At 69.6% G+C, this 21,358-nt stretch carries 19 protein-coding genes and 2 pseudogenes; 10 read left to right on the forward strand and 11 right to left on the reverse strand.

Going from position 1 to position 21,358, the window contains the following annotated elements; all coding sequences use genetic code 11:
* Positions 1 to 140: 140 nt before the first annotated feature.
* Genes OG241_RS01490 through OG241_RS01500 form a run of 3 tightly spaced genes read left to right on the forward strand, consistent with a single transcriptional unit; the run spans position 141 to position 4,275 of the window.
* On the forward strand, positions 141 to 1,727 hold the full coding sequence (locus OG241_RS01490) for an FAD-dependent oxidoreductase (RefSeq protein WP_405813065.1): 1,587 nt from the start codon (positions 141 to 143) through the stop codon (positions 1,725 to 1,727).
* Positions 1,724 to 3,037 (forward strand): amidohydrolase family protein, encoded by a 1,314-nt coding sequence (locus tag OG241_RS01495; RefSeq protein WP_405813067.1) that lies wholly within the window; start codon positions 1,724 to 1,726, stop codon positions 3,035 to 3,037. Before OG241_RS01490 ends, OG241_RS01495 begins: the two co-directional genes overlap by 4 nt.
* Positions 3,034 to 4,275, forward strand: coding sequence for an MFS transporter (locus tag OG241_RS01500; RefSeq protein ID WP_405813069.1), 1,242 nt, complete (start codon positions 3,034 to 3,036; stop codon positions 4,273 to 4,275). Before OG241_RS01495 ends, OG241_RS01500 begins: the two co-directional genes overlap by 4 nt.
* 109 nt (positions 4,276 to 4,384) lie before the next feature.
* Here the strand turns inward: OG241_RS01500 and OG241_RS01505 are convergent, their stop codons facing one another.
* From OG241_RS01505 to OG241_RS01515, 3 genes and pseudogenes are all read right to left on the reverse strand, one after another.
* Positions 4,385 to 5,155 (reverse strand): sensor histidine kinase, encoded by a 771-nt coding sequence (locus OG241_RS01505; protein ID WP_405813071.1) that lies wholly within the window; start codon positions 5,153 to 5,155, stop codon positions 4,385 to 4,387.
* A gap of 58 nt (positions 5,156 to 5,213) precedes the next feature.
* Positions 5,214 to 5,615 (reverse strand): annotated as a pseudogene (locus tag OG241_RS01510) (glycosyltransferase); the annotation flags it as partial.
* A gap of 231 nt (positions 5,616 to 5,846) precedes the next feature.
* The gene (locus OG241_RS01515; protein ID WP_405813073.1) at positions 5,847 to 6,734 is read right to left on the reverse strand and encodes an alpha/beta fold hydrolase; all 888 of its coding nucleotides are present in this window, start codon (positions 6,732 to 6,734) and stop codon (positions 5,847 to 5,849) included.
* Positions 6,735 to 6,874: 140 nt separating this feature from the next.
* Here OG241_RS01515 and OG241_RS01520 point away from each other — a divergent pair, with 140 nt between their 5' ends.
* From OG241_RS01520 to OG241_RS01530, 3 genes are all read left to right on the forward strand, one after another.
* Positions 6,875 to 7,531 carry a TetR/AcrR family transcriptional regulator gene (locus OG241_RS01520; protein ID WP_405813075.1) on the forward strand — a complete coding sequence of 219 codons (657 nt, stop codon included), beginning with the start codon at positions 6,875 to 6,877 and terminating at the stop codon, positions 7,529 to 7,531.
* 303 nt (positions 7,532 to 7,834) lie between these two features.
* Complete coding sequence (locus tag OG241_RS01525) at positions 7,835 to 9,595, forward strand: cellulase family glycosylhydrolase (RefSeq protein ID WP_405813077.1); 1,761 nt, start codon at positions 7,835 to 7,837, stop codon at positions 9,593 to 9,595.
* A gap of 186 nt (positions 9,596 to 9,781) precedes the next feature.
* Positions 9,782 to 11,128, forward strand: a complete 1,347-nt coding sequence (locus OG241_RS01530) for a jacalin-like lectin (protein WP_405813079.1) — start codon at positions 9,782 to 9,784, stop codon at positions 11,126 to 11,128.
* A gap of 81 nt (positions 11,129 to 11,209) precedes the next feature.
* Here OG241_RS01530 and OG241_RS01535 read toward each other — a convergent pair.
* Positions 11,210 to 11,470: pseudogene (locus OG241_RS01535) on the reverse strand (sulfite oxidase); the annotation flags it as partial.
* Positions 11,471 to 11,996: 526 nt separating this feature from the next.
* Between OG241_RS01535 and OG241_RS01540 the strand changes: the two are divergent.
* The gene (locus OG241_RS01540; RefSeq protein ID WP_405813081.1) at positions 11,997 to 13,034 is read left to right on the forward strand and encodes an MDR family NADP-dependent oxidoreductase; all 1,038 of its coding nucleotides are present in this window, start codon (positions 11,997 to 11,999) and stop codon (positions 13,032 to 13,034) included.
* A 52-nt stretch (positions 13,035 to 13,086) separates the two neighbouring features.
* Positions 13,087 to 13,473 carry a MerR family transcriptional regulator gene (locus tag OG241_RS01545; RefSeq protein ID WP_405813083.1) on the forward strand — a complete coding sequence of 129 codons (387 nt, stop codon included), beginning with the start codon at positions 13,087 to 13,089 and terminating at the stop codon, positions 13,471 to 13,473.
* A gap of 64 nt (positions 13,474 to 13,537) precedes the next feature.
* On the opposite strand, the gene OG241_RS01550 is transcribed toward OG241_RS01545, so the two are convergent.
* The 5 genes from OG241_RS01550 to OG241_RS01570 form a co-directional block, all read right to left on the reverse strand.
* Complete coding sequence (locus tag OG241_RS01550; RefSeq protein ID WP_405813085.1) at positions 13,538 to 14,287, reverse strand: GNAT family N-acetyltransferase; 750 nt, start codon at positions 14,285 to 14,287, stop codon at positions 13,538 to 13,540.
* Positions 14,288 to 14,452: 165 nt separating this feature from the next.
* Positions 14,453 to 15,478, reverse strand: coding sequence for an ABC transporter substrate-binding protein (locus OG241_RS01555; protein WP_405813087.1), 1,026 nt, complete (start codon positions 15,476 to 15,478; stop codon positions 14,453 to 14,455).
* A 92-nt stretch (positions 15,479 to 15,570) separates the two neighbouring features.
* Complete coding sequence (locus OG241_RS01560) at positions 15,571 to 16,356, reverse strand: amino acid ABC transporter ATP-binding protein (protein WP_405813089.1); 786 nt, start codon at positions 16,354 to 16,356, stop codon at positions 15,571 to 15,573.
* Positions 16,353 to 17,375: an amino acid ABC transporter permease gene (locus OG241_RS01565; RefSeq protein WP_405813091.1), complete on the reverse strand. Its 1,023-nt coding sequence runs from the start codon at positions 17,373 to 17,375 to the stop codon at positions 16,353 to 16,355. Before OG241_RS01565 ends, OG241_RS01560 begins: the two co-directional genes overlap by 4 nt.
* A 245-nt stretch (positions 17,376 to 17,620) precedes the next feature.
* Positions 17,621 to 17,761: a hypothetical protein gene (locus tag OG241_RS01570; protein WP_405813093.1), complete on the reverse strand. Its 141-nt coding sequence runs from the start codon at positions 17,759 to 17,761 to the stop codon at positions 17,621 to 17,623.
* 223 nt (positions 17,762 to 17,984) lie between these two features.
* On the opposite strand from OG241_RS01570, the gene OG241_RS01575 reads away from it, so the two are divergent.
* Both OG241_RS01575 and OG241_RS01580 read left to right on the forward strand, forming a co-directional pair.
* Entirely contained in the window at positions 17,985 to 18,107 is a 123-nt protein-coding gene (locus tag OG241_RS01575; RefSeq protein WP_405813095.1) for a putative leader peptide, read from the forward strand.
* A 136-nt stretch (positions 18,108 to 18,243) separates the two neighbouring features.
* Entirely contained in the window at positions 18,244 to 19,068 is an 825-nt protein-coding gene (locus tag OG241_RS01580) for a DUF1684 domain-containing protein (RefSeq protein ID WP_405813097.1), read from the forward strand.
* Between the two features lie 95 nt (positions 19,069 to 19,163).
* Here OG241_RS01580 and OG241_RS01585 read toward each other — a convergent pair whose 3' ends face one another.
* Both OG241_RS01585 and OG241_RS01590 read right to left on the reverse strand, forming a co-directional pair.
* On the reverse strand, positions 19,164 to 19,637 hold the full coding sequence (locus OG241_RS01585) for an alcohol dehydrogenase catalytic domain-containing protein (protein ID WP_405813099.1): 474 nt from the start codon (positions 19,635 to 19,637) through the stop codon (positions 19,164 to 19,166).
* Between the two features lie 48 nt (positions 19,638 to 19,685).
* Positions 19,686 to 21,332 (reverse strand): rhamnogalacturonan lyase B N-terminal domain-containing protein, encoded by a 1,647-nt coding sequence (locus OG241_RS01590; RefSeq protein ID WP_405813101.1) that lies wholly within the window; start codon positions 21,330 to 21,332, stop codon positions 19,686 to 19,688.
* Positions 21,333 to 21,358: the final 26 nt, after the last annotated feature.

The raw sequence follows: 21,358 nt of genomic DNA on the forward strand, positions 1-21,358 counted from the left end.
ACTCGACACCACGCGCTGCCTGTTGAGGCCGCATGAGCGTCACGTCATCGACTTCGGCCACCTGGCCCCCTACGAACGGCCCACGAGGTCGCGGAGCGGATCGCCTCCTTCATGGCGACCCGCACGGAAAGGCATGACTCATGAACCACCACAAGCCCCTCGACGTCCTGATCGTCGGCGCCGGTCCGACCGGAACCACCCTGGCCATCGACCTCGCCCGCCGCGGCCTCGACATCCGCGTCGTCAACAAGGCGGACCATGTCTTCGACGGCTCACGGGCCAAGGGCGTCCAGCCCCGCAGTCTGGAGGTGCTGGAGGACCTCGGAGCCCTCGACTCCGTCCTCGCGAGCGGCAGCCCCTATCCGCTGCTCGGGATCCATCTCGGCCCCCTGGCCGCCCCTTGGCGAATGATGCCCAACCGGCAGCCGAGCGCGGACGTCCCGTACCCCAACACCTGGCTGATCCCCCAGTACAGCACCGACCGCGCACTGCACGACCGGCTCGAACAGCTCGGTCACCGTGCCGAGTTCGCGACGGAACTCGTCGAACTGCGGCAGGACACCGACCTCGTCACCGCCAAGGTGGCGGGTCCCGACGGCATCGAGGAGATCACCGCCCGCTATGTCGTCGGCGCCGACGGCGGTGCGAGCGCCGTCCGCAGACAGGTCGGCATCGGCTTCACCGGGTCGACGGACGAAGAGGACCGCATGCTCATCGTGGACGCGGTCACCACGGGCCTGTCCCGTGACCGCTGGCACATGTGGCCCCGTCTCAAGGGCAGGTTCGTCGGCGCCTGCCCCCTGCCCCACAGCGAGCTGTTCCAGTGGATGATCCGGCTGACGCCCGACGAGGAACCCGTGCTCGACGAGGCACGCCTCAACGAACGGATCCGCTCGGCCACCGGCAACAGGCACATCACCCTGAGCGACATCCGGTGGACGTCGGTGTTCCGGCCCAACATCCGTCTCGCCGAGAGCTACGGACAGGGACGCGTCTTCCTCGCCGGGGACGCCGCGCACGTGCACACCCCGGCCGGCGCCCAGGGACTGAACACCGGTATCCAGGACGCCTACAACCTCGGCTGGAAGCTCGCCCAGGTCCTGGCCGGCGCCGACCCCGCGCTGCTGGACACCTACGAGGCCGAACGCATGCCGATCGCAGCCGCGGTGCTCGGACTGTCCACGAAGAAGTACGACGGCATGTCCAGGCTCGACCCGGCGAGCCTCAAACGCGGCAAGGACGAACAACAGCTCGCCCTCACCTACTTCGGCGGCCCCCTCGCCCCCGACGACAGCGACCGCACCAGGACCCTGCGCGTCGGCGACCGGATGCCGGACGCCGTACTGACCGGCGAGGACGGCCAGCACGTCAGACTGTTCGACGTCTTTCGTGGACCGCACTTCACCGCCGTCGCCCACGGCCCCCACGCCGTCCACGCGCTCAGCCGGCTTGAATGGCCGTCGACGGGCGCGCGGTTGAAGCGGATCGCCGTCGGCTCCACCACCGAAGGCGTGGACGAGGTTCTCAGTGACTCCGCAGGAACACTCGGGTCGGTCCACGGCCTCACCGAGGACACCCTGCTGCTCGTCCGCCCCGACGGCTGCATCGGCCACATCTCGACCGAGGACTTCCTCACCAGCGCCCGTACCGTCATCCGGACGATGACACCCGCCGCGGGCAGCCGCACCGGGTCAACAGCCCTTCCCGGTATGGGGGACGGCGCGTGAGCCGCACACTGCTGCGCGGCGCGCGGATCGTCACCATGACTCCCGGCCGGCCCGACGCCGAGCGAGCCGACATCCTCGTGGACGGCACCCGCATCGCCGCGATCGGCCAGGATCTGGACGCGCCCGACGCAGAACCCGTCCACCTCACCGGACGCGTGATCATCCCCGGTCTCGTCAACGCCCATCTGCACACCTGGCAGACGGGGCTGCGTGCCGTGGGCGTCGACTGGACGCTCATGGAGTACCTCACCCACCTGCACGGGGGCGCCGTCAAGCACTACGGGCCCGACGACATGTACGTCAGCAATCTCGCCGGCGCGCTGAACCAGCTCAACTGCGGCAACACCACCCTCGGCGACTGGTGCCACAACAGCCTGACGCCCGAACACGCCGACGCCGCCGTCGAAGGGCTCGTACGGGCCGGTATCCGTGCCGTCTTCCTGCACGGCACCCCCTACCGGGACCCCGATCTCCCTCACCCGCTCGCCGAGATCGACCGCCTGCTCGAGGGACCTGTCCGTGACCACGCCCTCCTCACGCTCGGTATGGCCGTCCAAGGACCGCAGTACTCCTCCCCCGACATCTCGGTGGCCGACTTCCGGGCCGCGGCCGAACGCGGTCTCGTCGCTTCCTTCCACCAGAGCGGCGGGGACCTCGCGCCCGGCTGGGACGCCGTACACGCCGCCGGACTGTTCGGTCCCCGCACCAACGTGGTGCACGGCTCCGACCTGCCCGCCGACTGGATCAGGACACTCGTCGAGGCCGGCGTCACCTTCACCAGCACCCCCGAGAACGAACTCGGCCAGGGACACGGCACTCCCGTCACCGGCTCACTGCTGTCCCTCGGCCCGGCCCCCTCGCTCGGCACCGACGTCGACACCGTCGTCCCCGGCCAGGTTCTCACCGCCGCCCGTGTCGCCCTCGCCCATCAACGCGGCCTCGATCACGCCCACCACCGGCAGAGCACCGGCACGCACGCCGACACGCCGTCCATCACCGCCAAGCAGGCTCTGGCGTGGGCCACCGTCGAAGGCGCGAAGGCGCTCGGTCTGGCGGACCAGGTCGGCCGCGTCGAACCGGGCATGCAGGCCGACCTCGTCGCCGTCGACACCCGTGCCCTCAATCTGTGGCCCGCCCACCATCCGATCGCCGCCGCCCTGCACGCCGACATCGCGAACATCGAGGCGGTCATGGTCGCCGGCCGCTGGCGCAAACGCGACCACGCCCTCCTCGACTGCGACCTCGACACCGTCAAGGGCCGGCTGCAGGAGTCGGGTGAACGGCTTCTCCGCGCGACGGACGGGGTGTGACCATGCGCAGCCGGCTGCCCGCGCCGCCCGGGCAGCCACCTGTCGACACGCGTCCGCACCGGCCGGCCGTAGCGCGAGGTACGGCGTTCTGGCTGGTGGCTCTGGCCTTCGCCGTGACGATGGCGGGAACCACCCTGCCGACACCGCTGTACCCGCTGTACCAGCACCGCCTGGGCTTCTCGACGCTCATGACCACGGTGGTCTTCGCCGCGTACGCGGTGGGTGTCGTGACCGCGCTGGTGCTGTTCGGGCGGGTCTCGGACGTCTTCGGCCGACGGCGCACGCTGCTGCCCGGGCTCGTCTGCGCCGCGGCCGGCGGGCTGGTCTTCCTGGCCGCGGACAGCCTTCCCCTGCTCATCGCCGGACGTGTCCTCTCGGGCCTGTCCGCAGGCATCTTCACCGGCACCGCGACCGCCGCGCTGGTCGACCTGGCCGACGAGAAGGCCAGCGACCGCGCCACTCTGGTGGCCACGGTGGCGAACATGGGCGGGCTGGGCGCGGGACCGCTGCTGGCCGGGCTGCTCGCCCAACTCGCCCCGGCTCCCCTGCGGTTGCCGTTCGAGGTGCACCTCGGCATGCTCGCCCTGGTCACGGTCGGCGTGTGGCTGATGCCGGAACCGGTCCGGATCACCGGACGGCCGCGACTGCGCGTGACCCGTCCGAGGGTGCCCGAGCGGGTGCGGGCCACCTTCCTGCGGGCGTCGATCGCCGGTTTCGCAAGTTTCGCGGTGCTGGGACTGTTCACCGCGGTCGCACCGTCGTTTCTCGGGCGGCTGCTCCACCTGTCCGGTCCGGCGCTGTCGGGTGGCGTGGTCTGCACGGTGTTCGCCGCTTCGACGATCGGTCAGATCACCCTCGTACGTCCGCTGGGCCGAGCAGCGCTTTCGGTGGGGTGCGGTCTGCTGATCGCGGGCATGGCCCTGCTGATCGCGGGGCTCGCCGTCGAGTCGCTGGCCCTGTTGGTGGGCGCCGCCGTGACAGCCGGGCTCGGGCAGGGGGTGAGTTTTCGGGCGGGCCTGACCGTGATCAACGCCGAAGCGCCCATCGGGCAGCGGGCGGAGGTCGCCTCGACGTACTTCATCGTGCTCTACGTCGCCATCTCCGCGCCCGTGGTGGGCGTCGGGGTGGCCGCCGACGTCGTGGGCCTTCGGGCGGCCGGGATCGGCTTCGGCCTGGTGGTGGCCCTGCTGGCCGTGAGCGCGCTGGTGGCGGTGCGCCGGGGCCGACGTGCACAGTGAGAGCCACAGGATGCCGTCCAGGGTGGTGGCCGGGACCGCCCGGTGTCGTCAACACGGCCGTGCCACCGTTCCGTTGGTCGTCCTTGGTCCTTCGTCCTTGGTCCTTCGTTCATCCGGAGGGACGCGAGGGCAGAACGAGACGGAAGGTGCACCCCTCGCCCGGCACGGTGTCGAGTTCCAGGCGACCGCCGTGGCTCTCGGCGATCGCGGCGGCGATGGCGAGGCCCAGGCCGCTGCCACCATGAGCGCGGGAGCGGGAGGGATCGGCGCGATAGAAGCGCTCGAAGACGTGCTCGGCGTTCCGGGCGGCGAGTCCTGGCCCTTCGTCCGCTACTTCCAGGACGCCGACGGGCGTGCCGTGCGGCAAGGGGGGTGACGCGCTGGTGCGTCCCGGGCGGTCGGCTCCGCAGGTGCCCGCGCTCACTCGGGTCTCGCCCACTCTGACGTGGACCCGGGTGCCGGACGGGGTGTGCAGACGGGCGTTGGAGAGCAGGTTCTCGACGATCTGTCGCAGCCGGTGGGGATCCCCGATGGCCTCGACCACGACCAGCTCGCCGCTGCCCGCCGGGCCCGCCAGTGGGCCCAGGTCGACCGGATGACCCACCCCGTGCAGGGCGGCGGTCCGCACTGCGTCCGCCGCCAGGGAGAGCAGGTCCACCAGGGCGCTGTCGTACGACGGTTCCCGGTCCAGCTGGGCGAGGAGTTGGAGATCGTCGACGAGGAGACCCATGCGTTCCGCGTTCTGCGCGATGAGCTGATGGGCCTCGTCCTGCTCCGCGGCCGACAGACGTTCGCGGCGCAGTGCGAGCTGTGCGTAGCCCTGGATGGCGGTGAGCGGGGTACGCAGTTCGTGGCCGGCGTCGGCGACGAAGCGCCGCATACGTGCCTCGGACGAGGTCCGAATGCCCGGTGGCCAGCGGGGCGACGAGCGGCAGCAGCCCGTCGAGGCCGGTGGACAGGTCCACGTCCATATAGGTGACGATGTCGGCGTCGCTGCGGCTCCACACCGTGCGCAGGGCGAGGCCCCGGCCCTTGCGGTCCAGGTGTACGACGTCGACGCCGGGCAGTTCGTCCGCGAGGCGACGGGCGATGTCGAGCGTGGCGTCCGTACTGGCGTTGTCGGCGACGGTGATGCGCCAGGGAAAGGGGAACTCCTCGGTCAGCCGGGCACGCAGGGTGCGTACGCAGCCGGGCAGGGCGCGTTCCTCGTTGTAGACGGGGACGACGATCTCCACGGTCGCCGTGCCGGCGTCGGTGTGTGCGGGTCCGCCGGGGGGCTGGAAGGCGACGGTCCGGCCGGCGGCGTCGGTGAGCGCCGTGCTGTGGGGGATGGACGACATGGCTTCCTCAGGCGAGAAGGGACACGGGTTGCGGCTCCACGGGGCTGATCGCGAACAGGCCACGACTGTCACCCACCCGGCTGGGAGACCTGGGAGAGGAAAGCGAGAACTGACAGAGAGTCAGGACATCGACGAACCGCCGCACCCCGGAACGAACCCGGAACGCGCAAAGGTCTGGCCCCGTGCCTGCGGACACGGGGCCAAGACCGTCGGCAGACGTAACACGCCGGATTACGAGTGCCGGGCGGTGATGAAGGAGGACATCAGGTCCGCGGTCTCCGCAGGACGTTCGTACGGGGCCATGTGCCCGCAGTCCTCGATGATTTCGGTGCGCGTCGGCCGGACCAGGTCACGCGCTCGGTCGAACCCGCTGATGGGGGTGACCTGGTCGTCGGTTCCCCACGCCAGCAGGGTCGGAATGCCGAGGCTGCCGGTCCGTCGGTAGAGGTCCTCACGACCGGAGATCGGATAGTTCTGCAAGGTGGAGAAGAAGCAGTACATCGATCCCTCGAACCGGTAGCAGTCGGCGATCATGCTGGTCAGCGGCTCAACCAGGGCGGGATCGGAGAGATTGCGCCCGAGATGGCCGAGCAGGATCTTTCGGCCGAAGCGCCGGGCGGCGAACGAGGCGATCGGGTCGGCCCGCAGCGCACGCTGCTGCAGTGCGGTGTCGGTGGACAGGCCCGCGGGCCCGATGAGCGTGAGGGTCCGGACCGTCTCGGGGTGCTCCAGGAGGTAGCCCATGGCGCCCAGCGCACCCATCGACGTACCCACCAGGTTCACCGGAGTGTCGATGCCGAGGAACGAGAGCAGTTCCCGGAGCTGGCGTACGAACATCGCCTCGTCGTACCGGCCCTGCGCGCGGTCGGAGTAGCCGCGACCGTACGCGCTGAAGGCCAGCGTCCGAATGCCGCGCGCGTGCAGCTTCGGCGCCACGGCGTCCCAGTAGAACAGGGGGATGGTCAGTCCGGGCACGAGGACGGCCAGCTCGCCGGTCCCGGGACCGCGCAACTCGTAGTGCGTGTACCCGTCGGACAGTTGGGCGAAGTCGCCGCGCAGCGATTTCCGGGCGTTCGCGTCGAGCTGGAGGGTCTCGTCCGGCATCACGAAATACTTCAACGGAACGTCTTCCTTCGCTTGTCCGGAGGAACTCGGGAAATAATAACGGCTACAGTGTTACCGTTACCTGGCCCGTGTCAAGCGGGCATACTTTTCCCGTGCCGACATCACGAGATCAGACACGAGGAGGTGGGGCGCCGGTGCGGCGCTCTCCCGGCCGTCCGCCCGTCCCGTTCGAGCGGATCGTCGCCGCGGCGGTGCAGATCGTCGACGAGGAAGGTGCCGACGCCCTCTCGATGCGGACACTCGCCCAGCGCCTGGGCTCCGGCACGGCCACGCTCTACCGGCACTTCGACAACCGGGCGGCCCTCGTGGCCCACGTCGTGGACCGTATGTTCGGCGGGATCGAGATCAAGGACGACGAGTTCGCCGCCCTGGGCTGGCGGGAGGCCTGCCGCACCGGGGTGCAGGCCATGTTCGCCGCCGTGTGCCGGCACGAGAACATGGCACCCCTGCTCGTCGAGGGGATCCCCGTCGGCCCGAACGCGATGGCCGTGCGCGAGCGTTACATCGCCGTACTGCTCGCCGACGGATTCCCGCCCCAGGTGGCGGCGTACGCCTACGCCACCCTGTCCCGCTATGTACTGGGCTTCGCGATCCAGGTCCGGGGGCACAACGGCGCGGACCAGCCAGACAGCGACGCCCAGGCCTCAGCCGCCTTCCAGGCCGCGGATCCCTCCCTCTACCCCGCCACCTCGGCGGTGGCCGACTGGCTTCCGGTGCCGCTGGAGGAGGAGTTCCGCTTCGGCCTGGAACTGATCCTCGACGGGCTCGGCCGACTGCGCGACGGCGACTGACCGTCAGCGGCACGGACGACGATCCACAGACCTGACCGGCCCGAGGTTTTCCTCGGGCGGCAAGCCGGTTCGCGAGTTGAAGCGCTTCGACGCTGCCACTGGCCTCGCGGGCTGTCAATGAGGTGACAGGAAGAAAATCTCCTGACTTCCCTGCCCTTGTTTCGCGAGAAACATGTCATTAACGTTCCCCGCCAGGTGAAGCGCTTCGACACTTCTCGACTGATCCCAGTCCCGCTTGTTCGTTCGCGAGTTCCATCCCCCCACGGGCGGAACCTCCGCTCGGCCAACAGAGAAGGATCAAGGATGAAGGGAACGCACAACCCCACCCGGCGCCGCGGAAGCGGCCCCGGCCGCCTGCTCGGCCTCCTGGTGGCGCTGGTCGCCGCGATCGGGCTGACCGGCACCACCGCGTTCGCCGTACCGGGCCACCGGGACACGTCCCCGACACGACCTCCGCTGTCCGCGCTCGCCGCCGCCCCGGTGGACACGGTGGCCGCGATGCAACCCAGCTGGAACCTGGGCAACACCCTCGACGCCATCCCCGACGAGACGTCCTGGGGCAACCCGCCGGCCGACAAGGCCCTGTTCGACGCCATCAAGGCACAGGGATTCCGGAGCGTCCGCATTCCCGTCACCTGGAGCGGTCACCAGTCCTCCACCGCCCCCTACACGATCGACGCGACCTGGATGAACCGCGTCAAGCAGGTGGTCGACTGGGCGCAGGCCGACGGGCTCTACGTCGTGCTCAACGTCCATCACGACTCGTGGCAGTGGATCGCCGACATGCCGACCGACCACGACAACGTCCTGGCCCGCTTCAAGGCCACCTGGACCCAGATCGCGGCCAGGTTCCGGGACTCCCCGCAGACCCTGCTCTTCGAGAGCAACAACGAACCGCAGTTCAACAACACCACCGACGCCCAGGGCAATCAGTACAACAACGAACTCAACACCGCCTTCCACACCCTGGTGCGTCAGTCCGGCGGCAACAACGCGACCCGGCTGCTCATGCTGCCCACCCTCCACACCAATGCCGCCCAGGACTTCCTGGACATCCTGGTCGCCGAGATGAAGTCGCTGAACGACCCCAACCTCGTCGCCACGGTGCACTACTACGGCTACTGGCCCTTCAGTGTGAACATCGCGGGCGGCACGCAGTACGACGCCACCTCGCAGAAGGACATGACCGACACCTTCACCCGGATCCGCAACACCCTGACCTCCAAGGGGATTCCGGTCTACCTGGGCGAGTTCGGCCTGCTGTCGTACCCCGACTACTTCCACCCCGCCCGCGTCGAACTGGGCGAGGCGCTCAAGTACTTCGAGCAGCTCGGCTACGAAGCGCGCACGGCCAAAGTGACCACGGCCCTGTGGGACGCCTTCAACTTCATGAACCGCACCACCCTGCAGTGGCGCGACCCCGCCCTCATCAACCAGATCAAGTCGAGCTGGACCACCCGCTCCGGAACCGCCTCCTCGGACCGGATCTTCCTGGCGAAGTCGAGCACCATCACCGCCAGGACGCTCACTCTGAACCCGAACGGCGGTAGCTTCCTGGGGCTTTGGCAGGGCAGCACCATGCTCGCCCCGGGCCGGGACTACACCGTCTCCGGAACCCAGCTCACCCTCACGGCCACCGCACTCACCCGGCTGGCCGGCAACCGGGCCTACGGGGTGAACGCGACCGTCGAGGCCCGGTTCAACCGAGGTCTGCCCTGGAAGATCCAGGTGACCACGTACGACAGGCCGGTGCTGTCGAACGCGACCGGCAACACCGACGGCGTCACCGTACCCACCCAGTTCCGCGGTGACCTGCTGGCGACCATGGAGGCCACCTACGCCGACGGCGGCAACGCCGGCCCGACAGACTGGACGCCCTACCAGGAGTTCAACGAAGCCTTCTCCCCCGACTACCCGGGCAACGCTCTCCTGCTCACCTCGAAGTTCGTCAACTCACTGCGGGACAACGCGCAGGCGACGCTCGTCTTCCATTTCTGGAGCGGTGCCACCGTCACGTACCGCGTGACGAAGTCCGGAGGTTCGGTGACCGGCACCGTCGGCTGACGGACACTCCATCGCCCCGGGCGCCGGACCCGGTACCCGGGGTTCTGTCCGGCCGTTCGCACCACTGAGGAGGCTGGCCCAGACCACCTGGTCAAGTTTCGATCTCGCCCGCCCGAGGCGGCGACAGAAGCGGGTTACCAGCGGTACGTTCCCGCTGCCCCCTCCACTTCACAGGAGTTCAGCTTCATGCGCCGTCTTCTCACCTGTCTCACGGCCGCGGCCGTCACCTGCGGCGGGTTCGTCGCCACCGCGTCCCCAGCAGCGGCAGCGGACCCGGTCTCCGGGTCCTTCAGCACCCTCACCTACAACGTCGCGGGCCTGCCCGCGATCCTCTCCAGCGCGTCCACGCCACGCGACACCAGCACCACGACGATCGGCCAGCGCATAGCGCCGTACGACATCGTGCACGTCGAGGAGGACTTCAACTACCACGCCTACCTCTACGCCGCGGACTCGGCACACGCCTACCGCACACCCACCAGCGGCGGCGCCGCGATCGGCAGCGGGCTCAACACCCTCTCCAAACTCCCCTACGACGAGGACGACTTCGAGCGGGTGCACTGGAACTCCTGCCAATGGGACTCCGGTGACTGCCTGACCCCCAAGGGGTTCACCTTCATGCGTGAGCGCCTCGCCGAGGGCGTCTACGTCGACTTCTACAACCTGCACACCAACGCCGGCACCAACGACGGCGACGAGGCCTCGCGCGCCGACAACCTCAACCAGCTGACGGCGTTCATCCAGACCCACTCCGCCGGCAACGCGGTCGTGGTCATGGGTGACACCAACACCCGCTACACACGCGCCGCCGACACGATCGCCGAGTTCGGCGCCGCCAACGGCCTCACCGACGCGTGGGTCCAGCTGATCCGCGGTGGCACCCCGCCGACCAAGGGCAGCGACGCCCTCGTCTGCGACCAGACCGGCCCGACCGTGCCCAACACCTGCGAGGTCGTCGACAAGGTCCTCTACCGCGGCAGCAAACTGGTCTCGCTGAACGCCACCTCGTACAACAACGAACACGCCACATTCCTCACGGACGGCGGCCTCATGCTGTCCGACCACGACCCGGTCTCGGTCGGCTTCTCCTGGTCGCGCAACGCCGACTTCCAGCTCAGCGACCAGTACGGCGGACCGCACGGCGACTACTACAACGACATCGACGCCGTACCGACGGGCGCCCGCCCGGTCAGCATCTCGCTGCGCAGTGGTTCCCGTGTCGACAGCGTCGGTCTGACCCTCGACAACGGCAAAGCTCTCACCCACGGCGGCACCGGCGGCACGGCCTCGTCCCTGACCCTGGGCAGCGGCGAGTACGTCACCTCCGCCCAACTCTGCCAGGCAGAGAAGGACGGCCACACCCGGATCTTCTACGCCAAGTTCGCCACGAACCTCGGCAGGAGCCTGACCGGCGGCACCACCACGTCCGACTGTGTGACGCGCACCGTGCCGTCGGGTTGGCAGCTCGCCGGGTTCCAGGGGCGCGCGGGCGACGAGATCGACAAGCTCGGCTTCATCTACACCAAGCGCTGACACGCCCCGCCCTGCACCGAACATGTGCTCCGCGTGCAGGGCGGCCGCGTCAGGGCCGGCTCCGGCCGGGGTGATGGTTCGTCACACCACGCTCACCGGATGCCGGACCACGCCGTTGAACAGATAGCCCTGGGTGTTGGGCACGGCGACGTCAGGCTGATTGCGACCGGCCGTGTCCGTGGCGCGGGCCAGCAGCTGGGTGGCGCCGATCGTGTCGGGCCGCCAGCCGAGGGACCAGCGGGTCCAGGTGGCGGCGCGCGGCCGGTCGTGCAGCCGGGCGGGCCGCCAGTTCGCCCCACCGTCGGTGCTGACGTCGACCCGGGCGATGGCTCCCGCGCCCGAGGGCCGTGCCGGCCGCGGTGGCGGCGAGCCGGGTGAGCAGCCGACGGCGGGAGACTCCGTCGGCCCTGGCCTCACCGACGAGCCACTGGCGCAGCCGTCGGCGGTCGTAGGCGGTTTCGTGGCGGTTGCCGGCGGGGGTGGGGGTGGGCGAAGGCATGGCGGGTCCTCGTCGTGAGAGGGGCGGAACGGCGTGGGAGGGGGCCGTGCATTCACGGCTTACTTAACTCGCCCGCACTGCAAGGCAGTTGGTACAGACGGCGAAGTACGTGCGGTCAGCCGGTCGTCCGACACAGCGCGGCGGCGACGCGGACGAGGTCCACGGCGCGGCGGCGGGTCAGAGGCTCTGATAGCGGCATGGCGGGATGCAAACACGTGGGGCGAAGGGTGTCAACGGAGCGTGTCGACGGAGCCTTCCCCTCTTGCCTTTGACGTGCGCGTAAGGGGTTAGCGTCTGGGCGCCGACGTCCGGAACGGTCCGGCACGTCACTGCCCGCCGTCACCTCAACTCCATTTCAGGAGCCCCGACATGGCCACTGACCCGCTCTTCACGACCCGCGAGATCCAACTGGCCGAGAGTCCCGCCGGGCTGCCCGAGCCTGAACACTTCACGATCGCCCAAAGGCCGGTACCCGTCCCCGGTTCGGGACAAGTCGTCGTCCGGCACAGGTACTTCCTCGTGTTTCCCGGACTGCGCACACTCATCGGCGGTCAGGCCGACGGGGTTCCGCTGCCCCGCATCCATGTCGGCGACACGCTGTTCGGTCCCGCTGTGGGTGAGGTCGTCGCGGCTGCGCCCGGCGGTCCGTTGCGTCCCGGGGACCTGGTCACGCATCTGCTCGGCTGGCGCGAGCACGCGCTGGTGGCTGCGGCCGACTGCACCCCGCTGGCGGGCGATGTCCTGCCCGACCCGGTGGCCCAGCTGTCGTCAGGGTCGGCCGCCTACGGGGCACTGACCCGGCTCGCCGAAGTCCGCCCCGGCGACACCGTGTTCGTCACGGGCGCGGCGGGAGCCGTGGGAACGCTGGCGGGCCCGGTCGCACGTCTGCTGGGCGCCGCGAGGGTCATCGGGAGCACCCGGTCGGCGGCCAAGGCCGAGCGGCTGCGCGCCGAACTGGGCTACGACGCTGTCGTGGTGCCGGGGCCTCGGCCTCTCGACGAGCAGTTGGCCGCCGCGGCGCCGGACGGCATTGACGTACTGCTGGACAACGTCGGCGGCGAGCAGTTGACGGCGGCTGTGCGCGCCGCGCGCCGAGGGGCCCGCTTCGCTCTCGTCGGCGCGCTGGCAGGCCAGTTGTCGCCGGACCGGGACGGTGGCAGCGCACCCGCCGAGATCGACACCTTCCGGCTCGTCAACCAAGGCGTCTCGCTGTACGGCTACAGCGGCCAGGACCATCCCGAGGTGGCGGCGGAGTGGACCAAGCGCTTCGGTGACTGGCTGCGCTCCGGCGAGATCACCTTCCCGCATGTACGAGTTCAGGGCATGGATCAGGCGCCGCGCGCGTTGCAGGAACTGTTCGAGGGGCGGCACTTCGGAACCGTCGTCGTGGAGTTGCCGCCGGCGTGACGCGTCGTCGCGCCCCGGTCCCGGCGACGGAAGCTGAGGTACGGGGGCAAGGATGCGGATCGGCGACGCGGCGGCAGCGGCGGGAACCACCCCACGGGCACTGCGCTTCTACGAGGAGCGCGGCCTGCTGCCATCCCCGCCGCGCAGCGCCTCCGGGCAACGCGAGTACGGTCCCGGCGAGGTGGCCCGCGTCCGGGTCATCCGTGAGCTGCTGGCGCTCGGGCTCACCGTCGAGGACCTGCGCAGTTTCGCCGACAGGCTCGGCCTGCTGGTCGACCATCCGCAACAACGGTGCGAGCGCCCCGACTCCGACGTTCCCGGCGCCGACCACCCCGGCGCCGGGGTGGTCGATCGCAGGATCGCCGCCCTCGACGCCGAGATCGACCGTCTCACCCGTCTGCGCGCCGGCCTGGCACTGCGTACACACGAGCAGGGGTGACGGGACGTCTTCAGCGGCCACAATCACACGGCTATGCCCTTACTTCCAGCTGTCCGGCTGCCTGCTATTCCTGGTGTTCCTGCTCTTCCTGTGCTTCTCCGCCCGGCATGCGCACCAGCGCGAACCGCGTACGGCGGCGCAGGGTGAATCCGATCGACTCGTAGAGCCGGATCGCGTTGGTGTTGTTCGCGGCCGCGTGGAGGAAGGGAGTGTCGCCGCGTTCCCTGACGCCCGCCGCGACCGCGCGGACCAGCCGGGTGGCCAGGCCCCGGCCGCGGTGGTCCGGGTGGGTGCAGACGGCGCTGATCTCGGTCCAGCCCGGTGGGCGCAGGCGTTCGCCGGCCAGGGCGATCAGCCGTCCGTGGTCCCGGATTCCGAGGTAGGTGCCGAGTTCGACGGTCCGGGGCAGGAAGGGACCCGGCTGGGTGAGGGCGACGAGGTCGAGCATCTCGGGTACGTCGGCGGGCCCGAGCCGGACGGCTTCGGGGACGGGTTCGGCGTACAGCGCGGTGTCGATCAGCTGGACGCCCTCGCCGATCTGCTCGATCTCCCAGCCGTCGGGGACGGTCTGGAAGGCGGTGACCGGGGTAACGGCGCCGGGTCCGACCAGTGCGGCTAGGTCGTCCCAGGCGCGGGGGTCGGCGGAGTCCTCCAGTGCGGCGAACGGGGATACATCAATCGGGTAGCGGGCGGCCCGGCCGACGCGCTCGGCAAGATGGGCGTGCGGGCCCGTCAGCGCGGCCCAGGGGGCATTGTCCAGGATGTGCGGTTCCGTCGGCATCGGAGACGTGGCGTGGTGGACGCTGGTGGACATGTCGGTGCGAGTCTCCGTATCTGGAACGCGGATCGTGAACGTGGATCGTGAACGTGTGGCGTGAGCCTGTGTCTTGGGGCTGTGTCTTGAACGGGTGTCGGCACTCGGGCGGGCGCCGCCGGGACTCCGCCGTTGGCCGGCGGAGTCCCTGGGCCAGGTGACGGGTCAGGAGTTGTCGAGCGGCAGTCCGGGCGGGTTGATCTCGGAGGTGCTGACGGCCTCGTTGGACAGGTTCCAGGCGGCGAGCCACTTGGCGTACTGGCCGTCCTTGATCAGCTGGTTGATCGCGTCCGCGATGGGCTTGGCCAGCCCGCTGTCCTTCTTCGCGGTGGCCGCGATCAGACCCTGGAGACTCGCACCGGCACCGGAGAACTTGCCCGCGTTGCGGGTCGGGTTGGGCGTCTTGGCGACCTGGGTGATGTGGTAGGCGATACCGGGGTTGGGACCGAAGTAGGCGTCGATCTTTCCGCTGGACAGTGCCAGGTAGAGGCTGTTGTTGTCCTGGAAGTACTTGACGTTGAGCTTCTTCCCTTCCTTCGCCAGCTTCGCCTTCCACTCCAGCAGGATCTTCTCCTGGTTGGTGCCTGCGCCCACCGAGACGGTCTGGCCGGCGAGGTTCTCGTAGTTGCCGTCGAAGTTCCAGGTGCTCTTGTTCAGCACCTCGAAGGCGAGATTGTCCTGCCGGTAGGAGGCGAACTCGTACTTCTTCTTGCGCTCCTCGGTGTCGGTGACGTTCGAGAACGCCACGTCGACCTTGCCGCTGTCGATGCCGACGAACAGGTTCTCCCAGGTCGAGTTCTTCACCTCCGGCTTCAGCCCGAGCACCGCTGCGACGAGCCGGCCGAGGTCTGGTTCGGCACCGGTGAGGGTCTTCTGGTCCTCGCCCACGTACGCCAGCGGCGGGAACCCGGCGGGAAGCGCGCCGATCCCGATGACCAGCTTGCCGCTCTCGGCAACCTTCTTGGGCAGCTCGGCGCTGATCGACTTCACCTCGGTGACCTTCAACTGGGTCTCCTTGGCGGCGCCGTTGGAGAGGCTGCCTACGGTGACCGTCCCGGCCGGCGCGTTGTCGGTCCTGGTGGCGGCGTCGCTGTCGCCCCCGCACGCGGCGAGCCCTGCGGCGAGAGAGGCGACGGCTGCGGACGCGGTGACCCCACGAAGGAGTCTGCTGCGGAGGCTGAGGGTGTTCATCGGTGTCCTTGTTCTGGTTGTCGTGGTGGGAGTGAGGGTGGGGGGAACGGTCCCGGGCGGACCGTGGGTTTAGGGCGGAGCACGGTGTGGGGTCAGAGGACCTTGCTCAGGAAGTCCCTGGTCCGCTCCTGCTTCGGGTGGTCCAACACCTCGGCGGGCGGGCCTTGTTCGACGATCCGGCCGCCGTCCATGAAGACCACCCGGTCGGCGATCTCACGGGCGAAGCCGACCTCGTGGGTGACGATGACGAGGGTGGTGCCGCTGCCGGCCAGGTCCTTGATGACCGCCTGTACCTCGCCGACCAGCTCAGGGTCGAGGGCGGAGGTCGGCTCGTCGAAGAGGATGACGCCCGGGCGCAGGGCGAGGGCGCGGGCGATGGCGACGCGCTGCTGCTGACCGCCCGACAACTGCCGTGGGTAGGCGGCCACCTTGTCGGCCAGGCCGACGCGGCCCAGGAGTTCACGGGCGAGTTCGACGGCCTGTGCCTTGCCGAGTTTTCCGGTCGCCACCGGGGCCGCGGCCACGTTGTCCAGCACGGTCAGGTGCGGGAAGAGGTTGAAGTTCTGGAAGACGAAGCCGATACGGCTCCGCTGGGTGAGGATCGTCCGCTCGCTGAGCTCCTTCAGACGGTCACCGTGCCTGCGTACGCCGATCAGCTCGCCATTGACGCTGACGTGGCCGATCTCGGGCTTCTCCAGGTGGTTGATCACCCTGAGCAGGGTGGACTTGCCCGAGCCGGACGGGCCGAGGATCACGGTGACCTCGCCGGGCCGTACGGTCAGGTCCACGCCGTTCAGCACCCGGTGGGCGCCGTACCACTTGTGCACATCGTGCACCTCGACCGTGGCGGCCGTGTCGTCGAGTGTCCCGGCGGTCATACGGCGGCCTCCTTGCGGATGCGGGCCCGGAGGTCGGTGACCCCGGTCCGCAGTTTCTGCAGCGGCGTCGGCGGCAGGGTGCGGGTGGCGCCCCGGGCGTAGTACCGCTCGACGTAGAACTGGATGACGGACACGACGCTGGTGAGGATCAGGTACCAGACGGTGGCGACCAGGAGCAGCGGCACGATGTCGCCTGGGTAGGTGCTGCCCATGCTCTGCACGGTGCCGAAGAGGTCGAGCAGGGAGACGTAGAAGACCAGCGAGGTGCCCTTGATCAGGCCGATCAGCTGGTTGACGTAGTTCGGGGTGATGGAGCGCAGCGCCTGCGGGAAGACGATCTTCGCGAACTGGTACCGCTTCGGCAGGCCGAGTGCGGAGGCCGCCTCGTGCTGGCCCTGGTCGACGGAGAGGATGCCGCCGCGGACGACCTCTGCCGCGTAGGCCGCCTCGTTGAGGCTGAGGCCGACGACGGCGACGGCCATGTCGGTGGCGAGCCGCGACTCGTCGAAGGTGAAGAACGCCGGGCCGAAGGGGACGCCCAGGCTCAACGTCTGGTATAGCGCGCTGAAGTTGTAGAGGAAGAGCAGGACGACGATGAGCGGCACCGAGCGGAACAGCCAGATGTAGATCCAGCTCACCGCGCGCAGTACGGGGCTCCTGGAGAGTCGGGCCAGGGCGAGCAGGATGCCGCCGAGCAGGCCCAACACCGCGCTGTAGAAGGTCACTTCGAGGGTGATGAGCAGTCCGTCGAGGACCGTGGGGCGCAGGAACCAGTACTGGAACCGGTCCCATTGGTAGAAGGGGTTGGTCGCCAGGCCGTGGATGATCTGGGCGACCAGTACGAGGACGACGGCCGTGAGGATCCAGCGGCCGGGACGCCTGATCGGCAGGACTCGCTGGGCGGTCAGGGACTTCGGTGCGGCCGGAGTGTCCGGGGCGTCGGGGGTGTCGGGGCGGGGTGTCGCCTCGGCGGGCGGCGCTGATCCGGAGGACACAGCGATGCCGGGAGATTCGCTCATGGAGGGCTCCAGCGGTGTCGGACACCCAGGACCGCGGATGGCGGCAGCACCGCGCCTCCCGGGCGCGGCTCGGCACGAGGCGACGCATGGGGTACACGCGGAACGGGGGCTGGGTGGGGAGAGGGCTCACCGCCGGAGCGGTGGTCGTCGACGAGCCGCAGTCTCAGAAAGCGGGATTCGGCGACAGGGATTCAATGACAGTGACTCAACGACAAGGACTCAGTGACAGGGTCCCGAAAAAACCGTCAGCCTCGACAGAGGGTGCGCGTGCGGCAAGTTGCCGTACAGAGCGCGCTGTTGACGCGCAGCAGGTCGACGGAGCGGTTCGCGCACAGCAGGACGCGGCCGAGGCGCCGCACTGCGGCCGTCCCGTCAGCTGCGTACATCGCTGTCACCATCACTTCTCCGGCCCTGGGGCATCTTGGTCTGCGCCGCAAGTTAGGCATGTCCCGACAAGCGATGTCAATGAGAGTGACCATCAGGTGAGACGACCGGCTCGGCCGCCTCACCCCGTCCGACAACCGACCACATTGACGGAATACGCCGACGATCCATAAAGTTTCAACCAGTATTGAGCGTCAGCATCGAGCCCGGCTGGAACTTGGAGGGATGAGCGTGCGGCACAGCAGCGTCTCGTCTCCGGTCAGCGCGGCCGCCGCGGCTCGTTCCCGCTTTTCCCGTCGCCGGCACATCGACTTGCAGCGCATCAGCAGCTGCCTGTGTCTCGGCTGACTCGCGGCGACTTCCCCCTCTGTCTCGTCCTGCCTCTCTGTCCGCACCCACTCGTGCGTGACGGATTTCGCAGGTGCCGACGACGAGCCCTTCACCCGTCGAGGACGAGCCCTTCGTCCGTCAAGAAGGAGCACGCATGACCGTTCAGGACACCACCGCGGAAGTGTCCGCGTTCACCCGCGACTGGCAGGAGTGGCACACCGGGCAGGAGGCACGGCTCGCCGATCCGCACGGGTTCCTCGCGGTCACCGGCCTGTACTGGCTCAGCGGCGAGCCGCAGCGCTTCCCCGATGCGCCGGGTGCCTGGTCGACCGGCGCTGACGGGGTCGTCGTGGTCCTCGACGACGGTGAGGAACTGGTCGTCGAGGGCACTCCCGTCCACGGCGAGCACCTCTTCGGGGTGCTCCCGGAGCGCGGCGGAGTCAACGCGGTCTGGGGCGACGCCGTGATCGAGGTGGCCAAGCGCGGCGGACAGGACATCGTCCGTCCACGGCACCCGGACAACCCTCTGCGCACCGCGTTCACCGGCACTCCCGCCTACCCCCCGCATCCCCGCTGGGCGGTGACCGGCCGCTACACGGCCTTCGACGAGCCGCGGCCGACTACCGTGGGCGCGGCGGTCGAGGGCCTTGAGCATGTGTACGACGCCCCGGGCCGGGTGGAGTTCGAGCTGGGCGGCCGTCCCCTGGCGCTGACCGCGTTCCCCGGACACGGCCCGGGCAGTCTGATGGTGCTGTTCACCGACGCGACCTCCGGGGTCACCACGTACGCGGCGAACCGGGCGCTCGCCCTCGGCCCGCCCGCCGCTGACGGCACGCTCGTCCTGGACTTCAACCGGGCGACGAACCTGCCCTGCGCCTACACCGACCTGGCGACCTGCCCGCTGCCGCCGGCCGAGAACCGGCTGCCCGTGGCGATCGAGGCCGGGGAGAAGCTCCCCCGCGAGCGCGGCGGATCCTGACCTGAACACCTGGCCCCACTGGGACGGGGCCCGGCTTCGACGGGGCCTGGGCCCCGGCCGGTGCGGTGTTCTCCGGCCGAGCCCAGGTCGGCTTCCTACGGCTCACGGTGTGAGACAGCGAGCAGGTGCTCGCCGATGTGGGTCTCGCCCTGGTGCAGCCGTCCCGCGTCCGCGAGTACTCCGTAGGCCGTCGGGTACACGCAGGGCACCCCCGCCGCGTGCGCCAACGGGAGTCCGCCCACCGGCCGGACGAAGTCCGTGTCGGCCACCGCGAACTCGGCGTAGCCGCCGAAGGCCGGAAGGTAGGCGGCGACCTGCTCGCCGACGGCCGGTCCGCTCGCGCCGCTGCCGAGGGCGGCCACCGTGCCGGAGACCTCGAGGCCCGGCACGTCGTAGCCACCGGGGCCGTCGGGCGCGCCGAACTCGCCCCGCCGGTGCTGCACTTCGGCGAAGTTCACCCCGGCATAGGCGACCTCGATCAGCACCTGACCGGGGCCTGGCACAGGTGTCGGCACCTGGATCTCCGCCAGGATCTCCGCCAGACCTCCGGTCCGCCGTTCGTCCTCCATCCGTATGCACGCATGGGTGATTCCTCGCCGCTGTCCCCTTTCATCCCCTCAGAGCAGGTCGAGGGCGTCGAAGCCGTAGCTCGGGCTTAGGTAGCCCCCGCCGCCTGCCGAGCCGCTGGCGGCGTCGATGCGCAGGGTGTTGGTGCCCGCGCGCAACTGGGCGGCGGGGACGACGTATTCGTACGTGTGGTTGTTGCCGCGGTAGCTGCCGACGGTCAGGGTCCGGGTGGAGGGCTCCGTCGCGGCGGCCGGGATCGCGGAGGTCCAGTCGGTGTTGACGGTGATCTGGGGGCGACCGCCCGCCTTGGCTGTGGTGATGCCGATGCGCAGGGTGCGGTCGGCGGCGGCCTGGGCGGCGGTGAGGGTGAAGGAGACCAGCAGACCCTGGTTGATCTCCTTGAACTGGTAGGCGGGCCACGCCGAGGCCGCCGAGGAGCCGATGACATAGGTGCCGGCCGTCCAGGCGGCGGCGCGGGAGTCGGAGGGGTGGGCGTAGGTGACGAGGGAGGCGTTCTTGAAGCCGGCGGGGGTGCCGTTCCAGTCGCCGATGCGCCAGATTGCGGGGTCGGCGGCAGGGTCGCCGGTGATCGTGATGGTGTGCAGGGTCGTGGCGGCGCCCGCGGTGACCGTGACGTTCTCGGTGTGCACGGCGAGTTCACCCTTGTAGACGGTGAGGGTGTATGTGCCGGGCAGGATGCCCTTGACCGAGTACTTGCCGGTGCTCGCGTCCACCTTCGCCCAGTACTGGGCCTCGGAGTTGGCCACGCCCACGACATAGGGGTAGGCAGTGTCCCGGCCCGCGAGCCCGTTGCCGACGATCCGGCCACGACCGCTCGCGCCGGTCCAGCCGGTGAGGCCCAGGGCGTCCACCCAGGCGGAGTTGTCCCGCCCGGACACGGCGGAGGTCGGCGCGGACCCGTCGGTGAAGGCGAGGACGTACGGGCCGTGCAGACCGAAGCGCTCGGCCTCCGTCTGGCCCTCGGCGTAGTAGAGGTGCTCGTAGAGCCCGGCGCCCGACTCGTTGCCGTGGCGCAGGAGTTGGCGGACGAAGGGGCCGCCGGAGTCCTTCTCCTTGGTGGAGCGTACGACCCAGATCGAGGCGGCGGAGGCGCTGAAGCCGAAGTAGTCGTAGTCGATGGTCCGCAGGTTGGCGAAGTGCTTGGACCTGGTGGTGCCGTCGGGCTTGGCGAAGACGTCGGCGGACTCGATGACGGTGTCGGAGTTGGACCACGTGTCCGGGTAGGTGGTGGGGAAGATGCCGGGCTTCAGGCGCGCGATGTAGCGGCTGGCGGTGACGGAGGTGTCGGGCTTGTAGGTGAACAGGTAGATGTTGTTCTCGCCGCTGCGGGCCGCGTAGTAGTGGATCAGCGTGCCGTGGACGACCTTGATGAGGACGACTCCGGTGGCGGGCGTGGAGATGGTGACCGTCGAGGCGCCGAGGCCGCTCTCGATGTGGGAGTTCTTGCCGTCGTAGCCCTGGTAATGGGTGCCGTTGTAGACGTAGGAGGAGAGGTCGCCGTTGCTGTGGTCGACCTTGAAGACCAGGCCTGCCCCGGTGTCGACCACGTAGTTGGTGCCGTCGTCGGTGTAGCCGAAGCCCGCGGCCGAGGCGGTGACGGGGGTGGCGAGGGCCAGGGCGAGTCCGGCCGCCGAGGCGAGGACGGTTCGGCGGGAGAGCGGGCGGTCGTACGGCATGCGGAGAACTCCTGTGGCGCGAGGGG

It is taken from the genome of Streptomyces sp. NBC_01390 (assembly GCF_045040105.1).
GTDB lineage: Bacteria > Actinomycetota > Actinomycetes > Streptomycetales > Streptomycetaceae > Streptomyces.

What these genes read in the sequence shown, in the direction of transcription:
- OG241_RS01585 (WP_405813099.1), bottom strand. Translation starts at nt 19,637, where the DNA reads ATGGAGGACGAACGGCGGACCGGAGGTCTGGCGGAGATCCTGGCGGAG.
- OG241_RS01490 (WP_405813065.1), top strand. Translation starts at nt 141, where the DNA reads ATGAACCACCACAAGCCCCTCGACGTCCTGATCGTCGGCGCCGGTCCG.
- OG241_RS01545 (WP_405813083.1), top strand. Translation starts at nt 13,087, where the DNA reads ATGCGGATCGGCGACGCGGCGGCAGCGGCGGGAACCACCCCACGGGCA.
- OG241_RS01565 (WP_405813091.1), bottom strand. Translation starts at nt 17,375, where the DNA reads ATGAGCGAATCTCCCGGCATCGCTGTGTCCTCCGGATCAGCGCCGCCC.
- OG241_RS01555 (WP_405813087.1), bottom strand. Translation starts at nt 15,478, where the DNA reads ATGAACACCCTCAGCCTCCGCAGCAGACTCCTTCGTGGGGTCACCGCG.
- OG241_RS01560 (WP_405813089.1), bottom strand. Translation starts at nt 16,356, where the DNA reads ATGACCGCCGGGACACTCGACGACACGGCCGCCACGGTCGAGGTGCAC.
- OG241_RS01525 (WP_405813077.1), top strand. Translation starts at nt 7,835, where the DNA reads ATGAAGGGAACGCACAACCCCACCCGGCGCCGCGGAAGCGGCCCCGGC.
- OG241_RS01550 (WP_405813085.1), bottom strand. Translation starts at nt 14,287, where the DNA reads ATGTCCACCAGCGTCCACCACGCCACGTCTCCGATGCCGACGGAACCG.
- OG241_RS01590 (WP_405813101.1), bottom strand. Translation starts at nt 21,332, where the DNA reads ATGCCGTACGACCGCCCGCTCTCCCGCCGAACCGTCCTCGCCTCGGCG.
- OG241_RS01580 (WP_405813097.1), top strand. Translation starts at nt 18,244, where the DNA reads ATGACCGTTCAGGACACCACCGCGGAAGTGTCCGCGTTCACCCGCGAC.
- OG241_RS01505 (WP_405813071.1), bottom strand. Translation starts at nt 5,155, where the DNA reads ATGCGGCGCTTCGTCGCCGACGCCGGCCACGAACTGCGTACCCCGCTC.
- OG241_RS01570 (WP_405813093.1), bottom strand. Translation starts at nt 17,761, where the DNA reads ATGTACGCAGCTGACGGGACGGCCGCAGTGCGGCGCCTCGGCCGCGTC.
- OG241_RS01540 (WP_405813081.1), top strand. Translation starts at nt 11,997, where the DNA reads ATGGCCACTGACCCGCTCTTCACGACCCGCGAGATCCAACTGGCCGAG.
- OG241_RS01530 (WP_405813079.1), top strand. Translation starts at nt 9,782, where the DNA reads ATGCGCCGTCTTCTCACCTGTCTCACGGCCGCGGCCGTCACCTGCGGC.
- OG241_RS01575 (WP_405813095.1), top strand. Translation starts at nt 17,985, where the DNA reads ATGAGCGTGCGGCACAGCAGCGTCTCGTCTCCGGTCAGCGCGGCCGCC.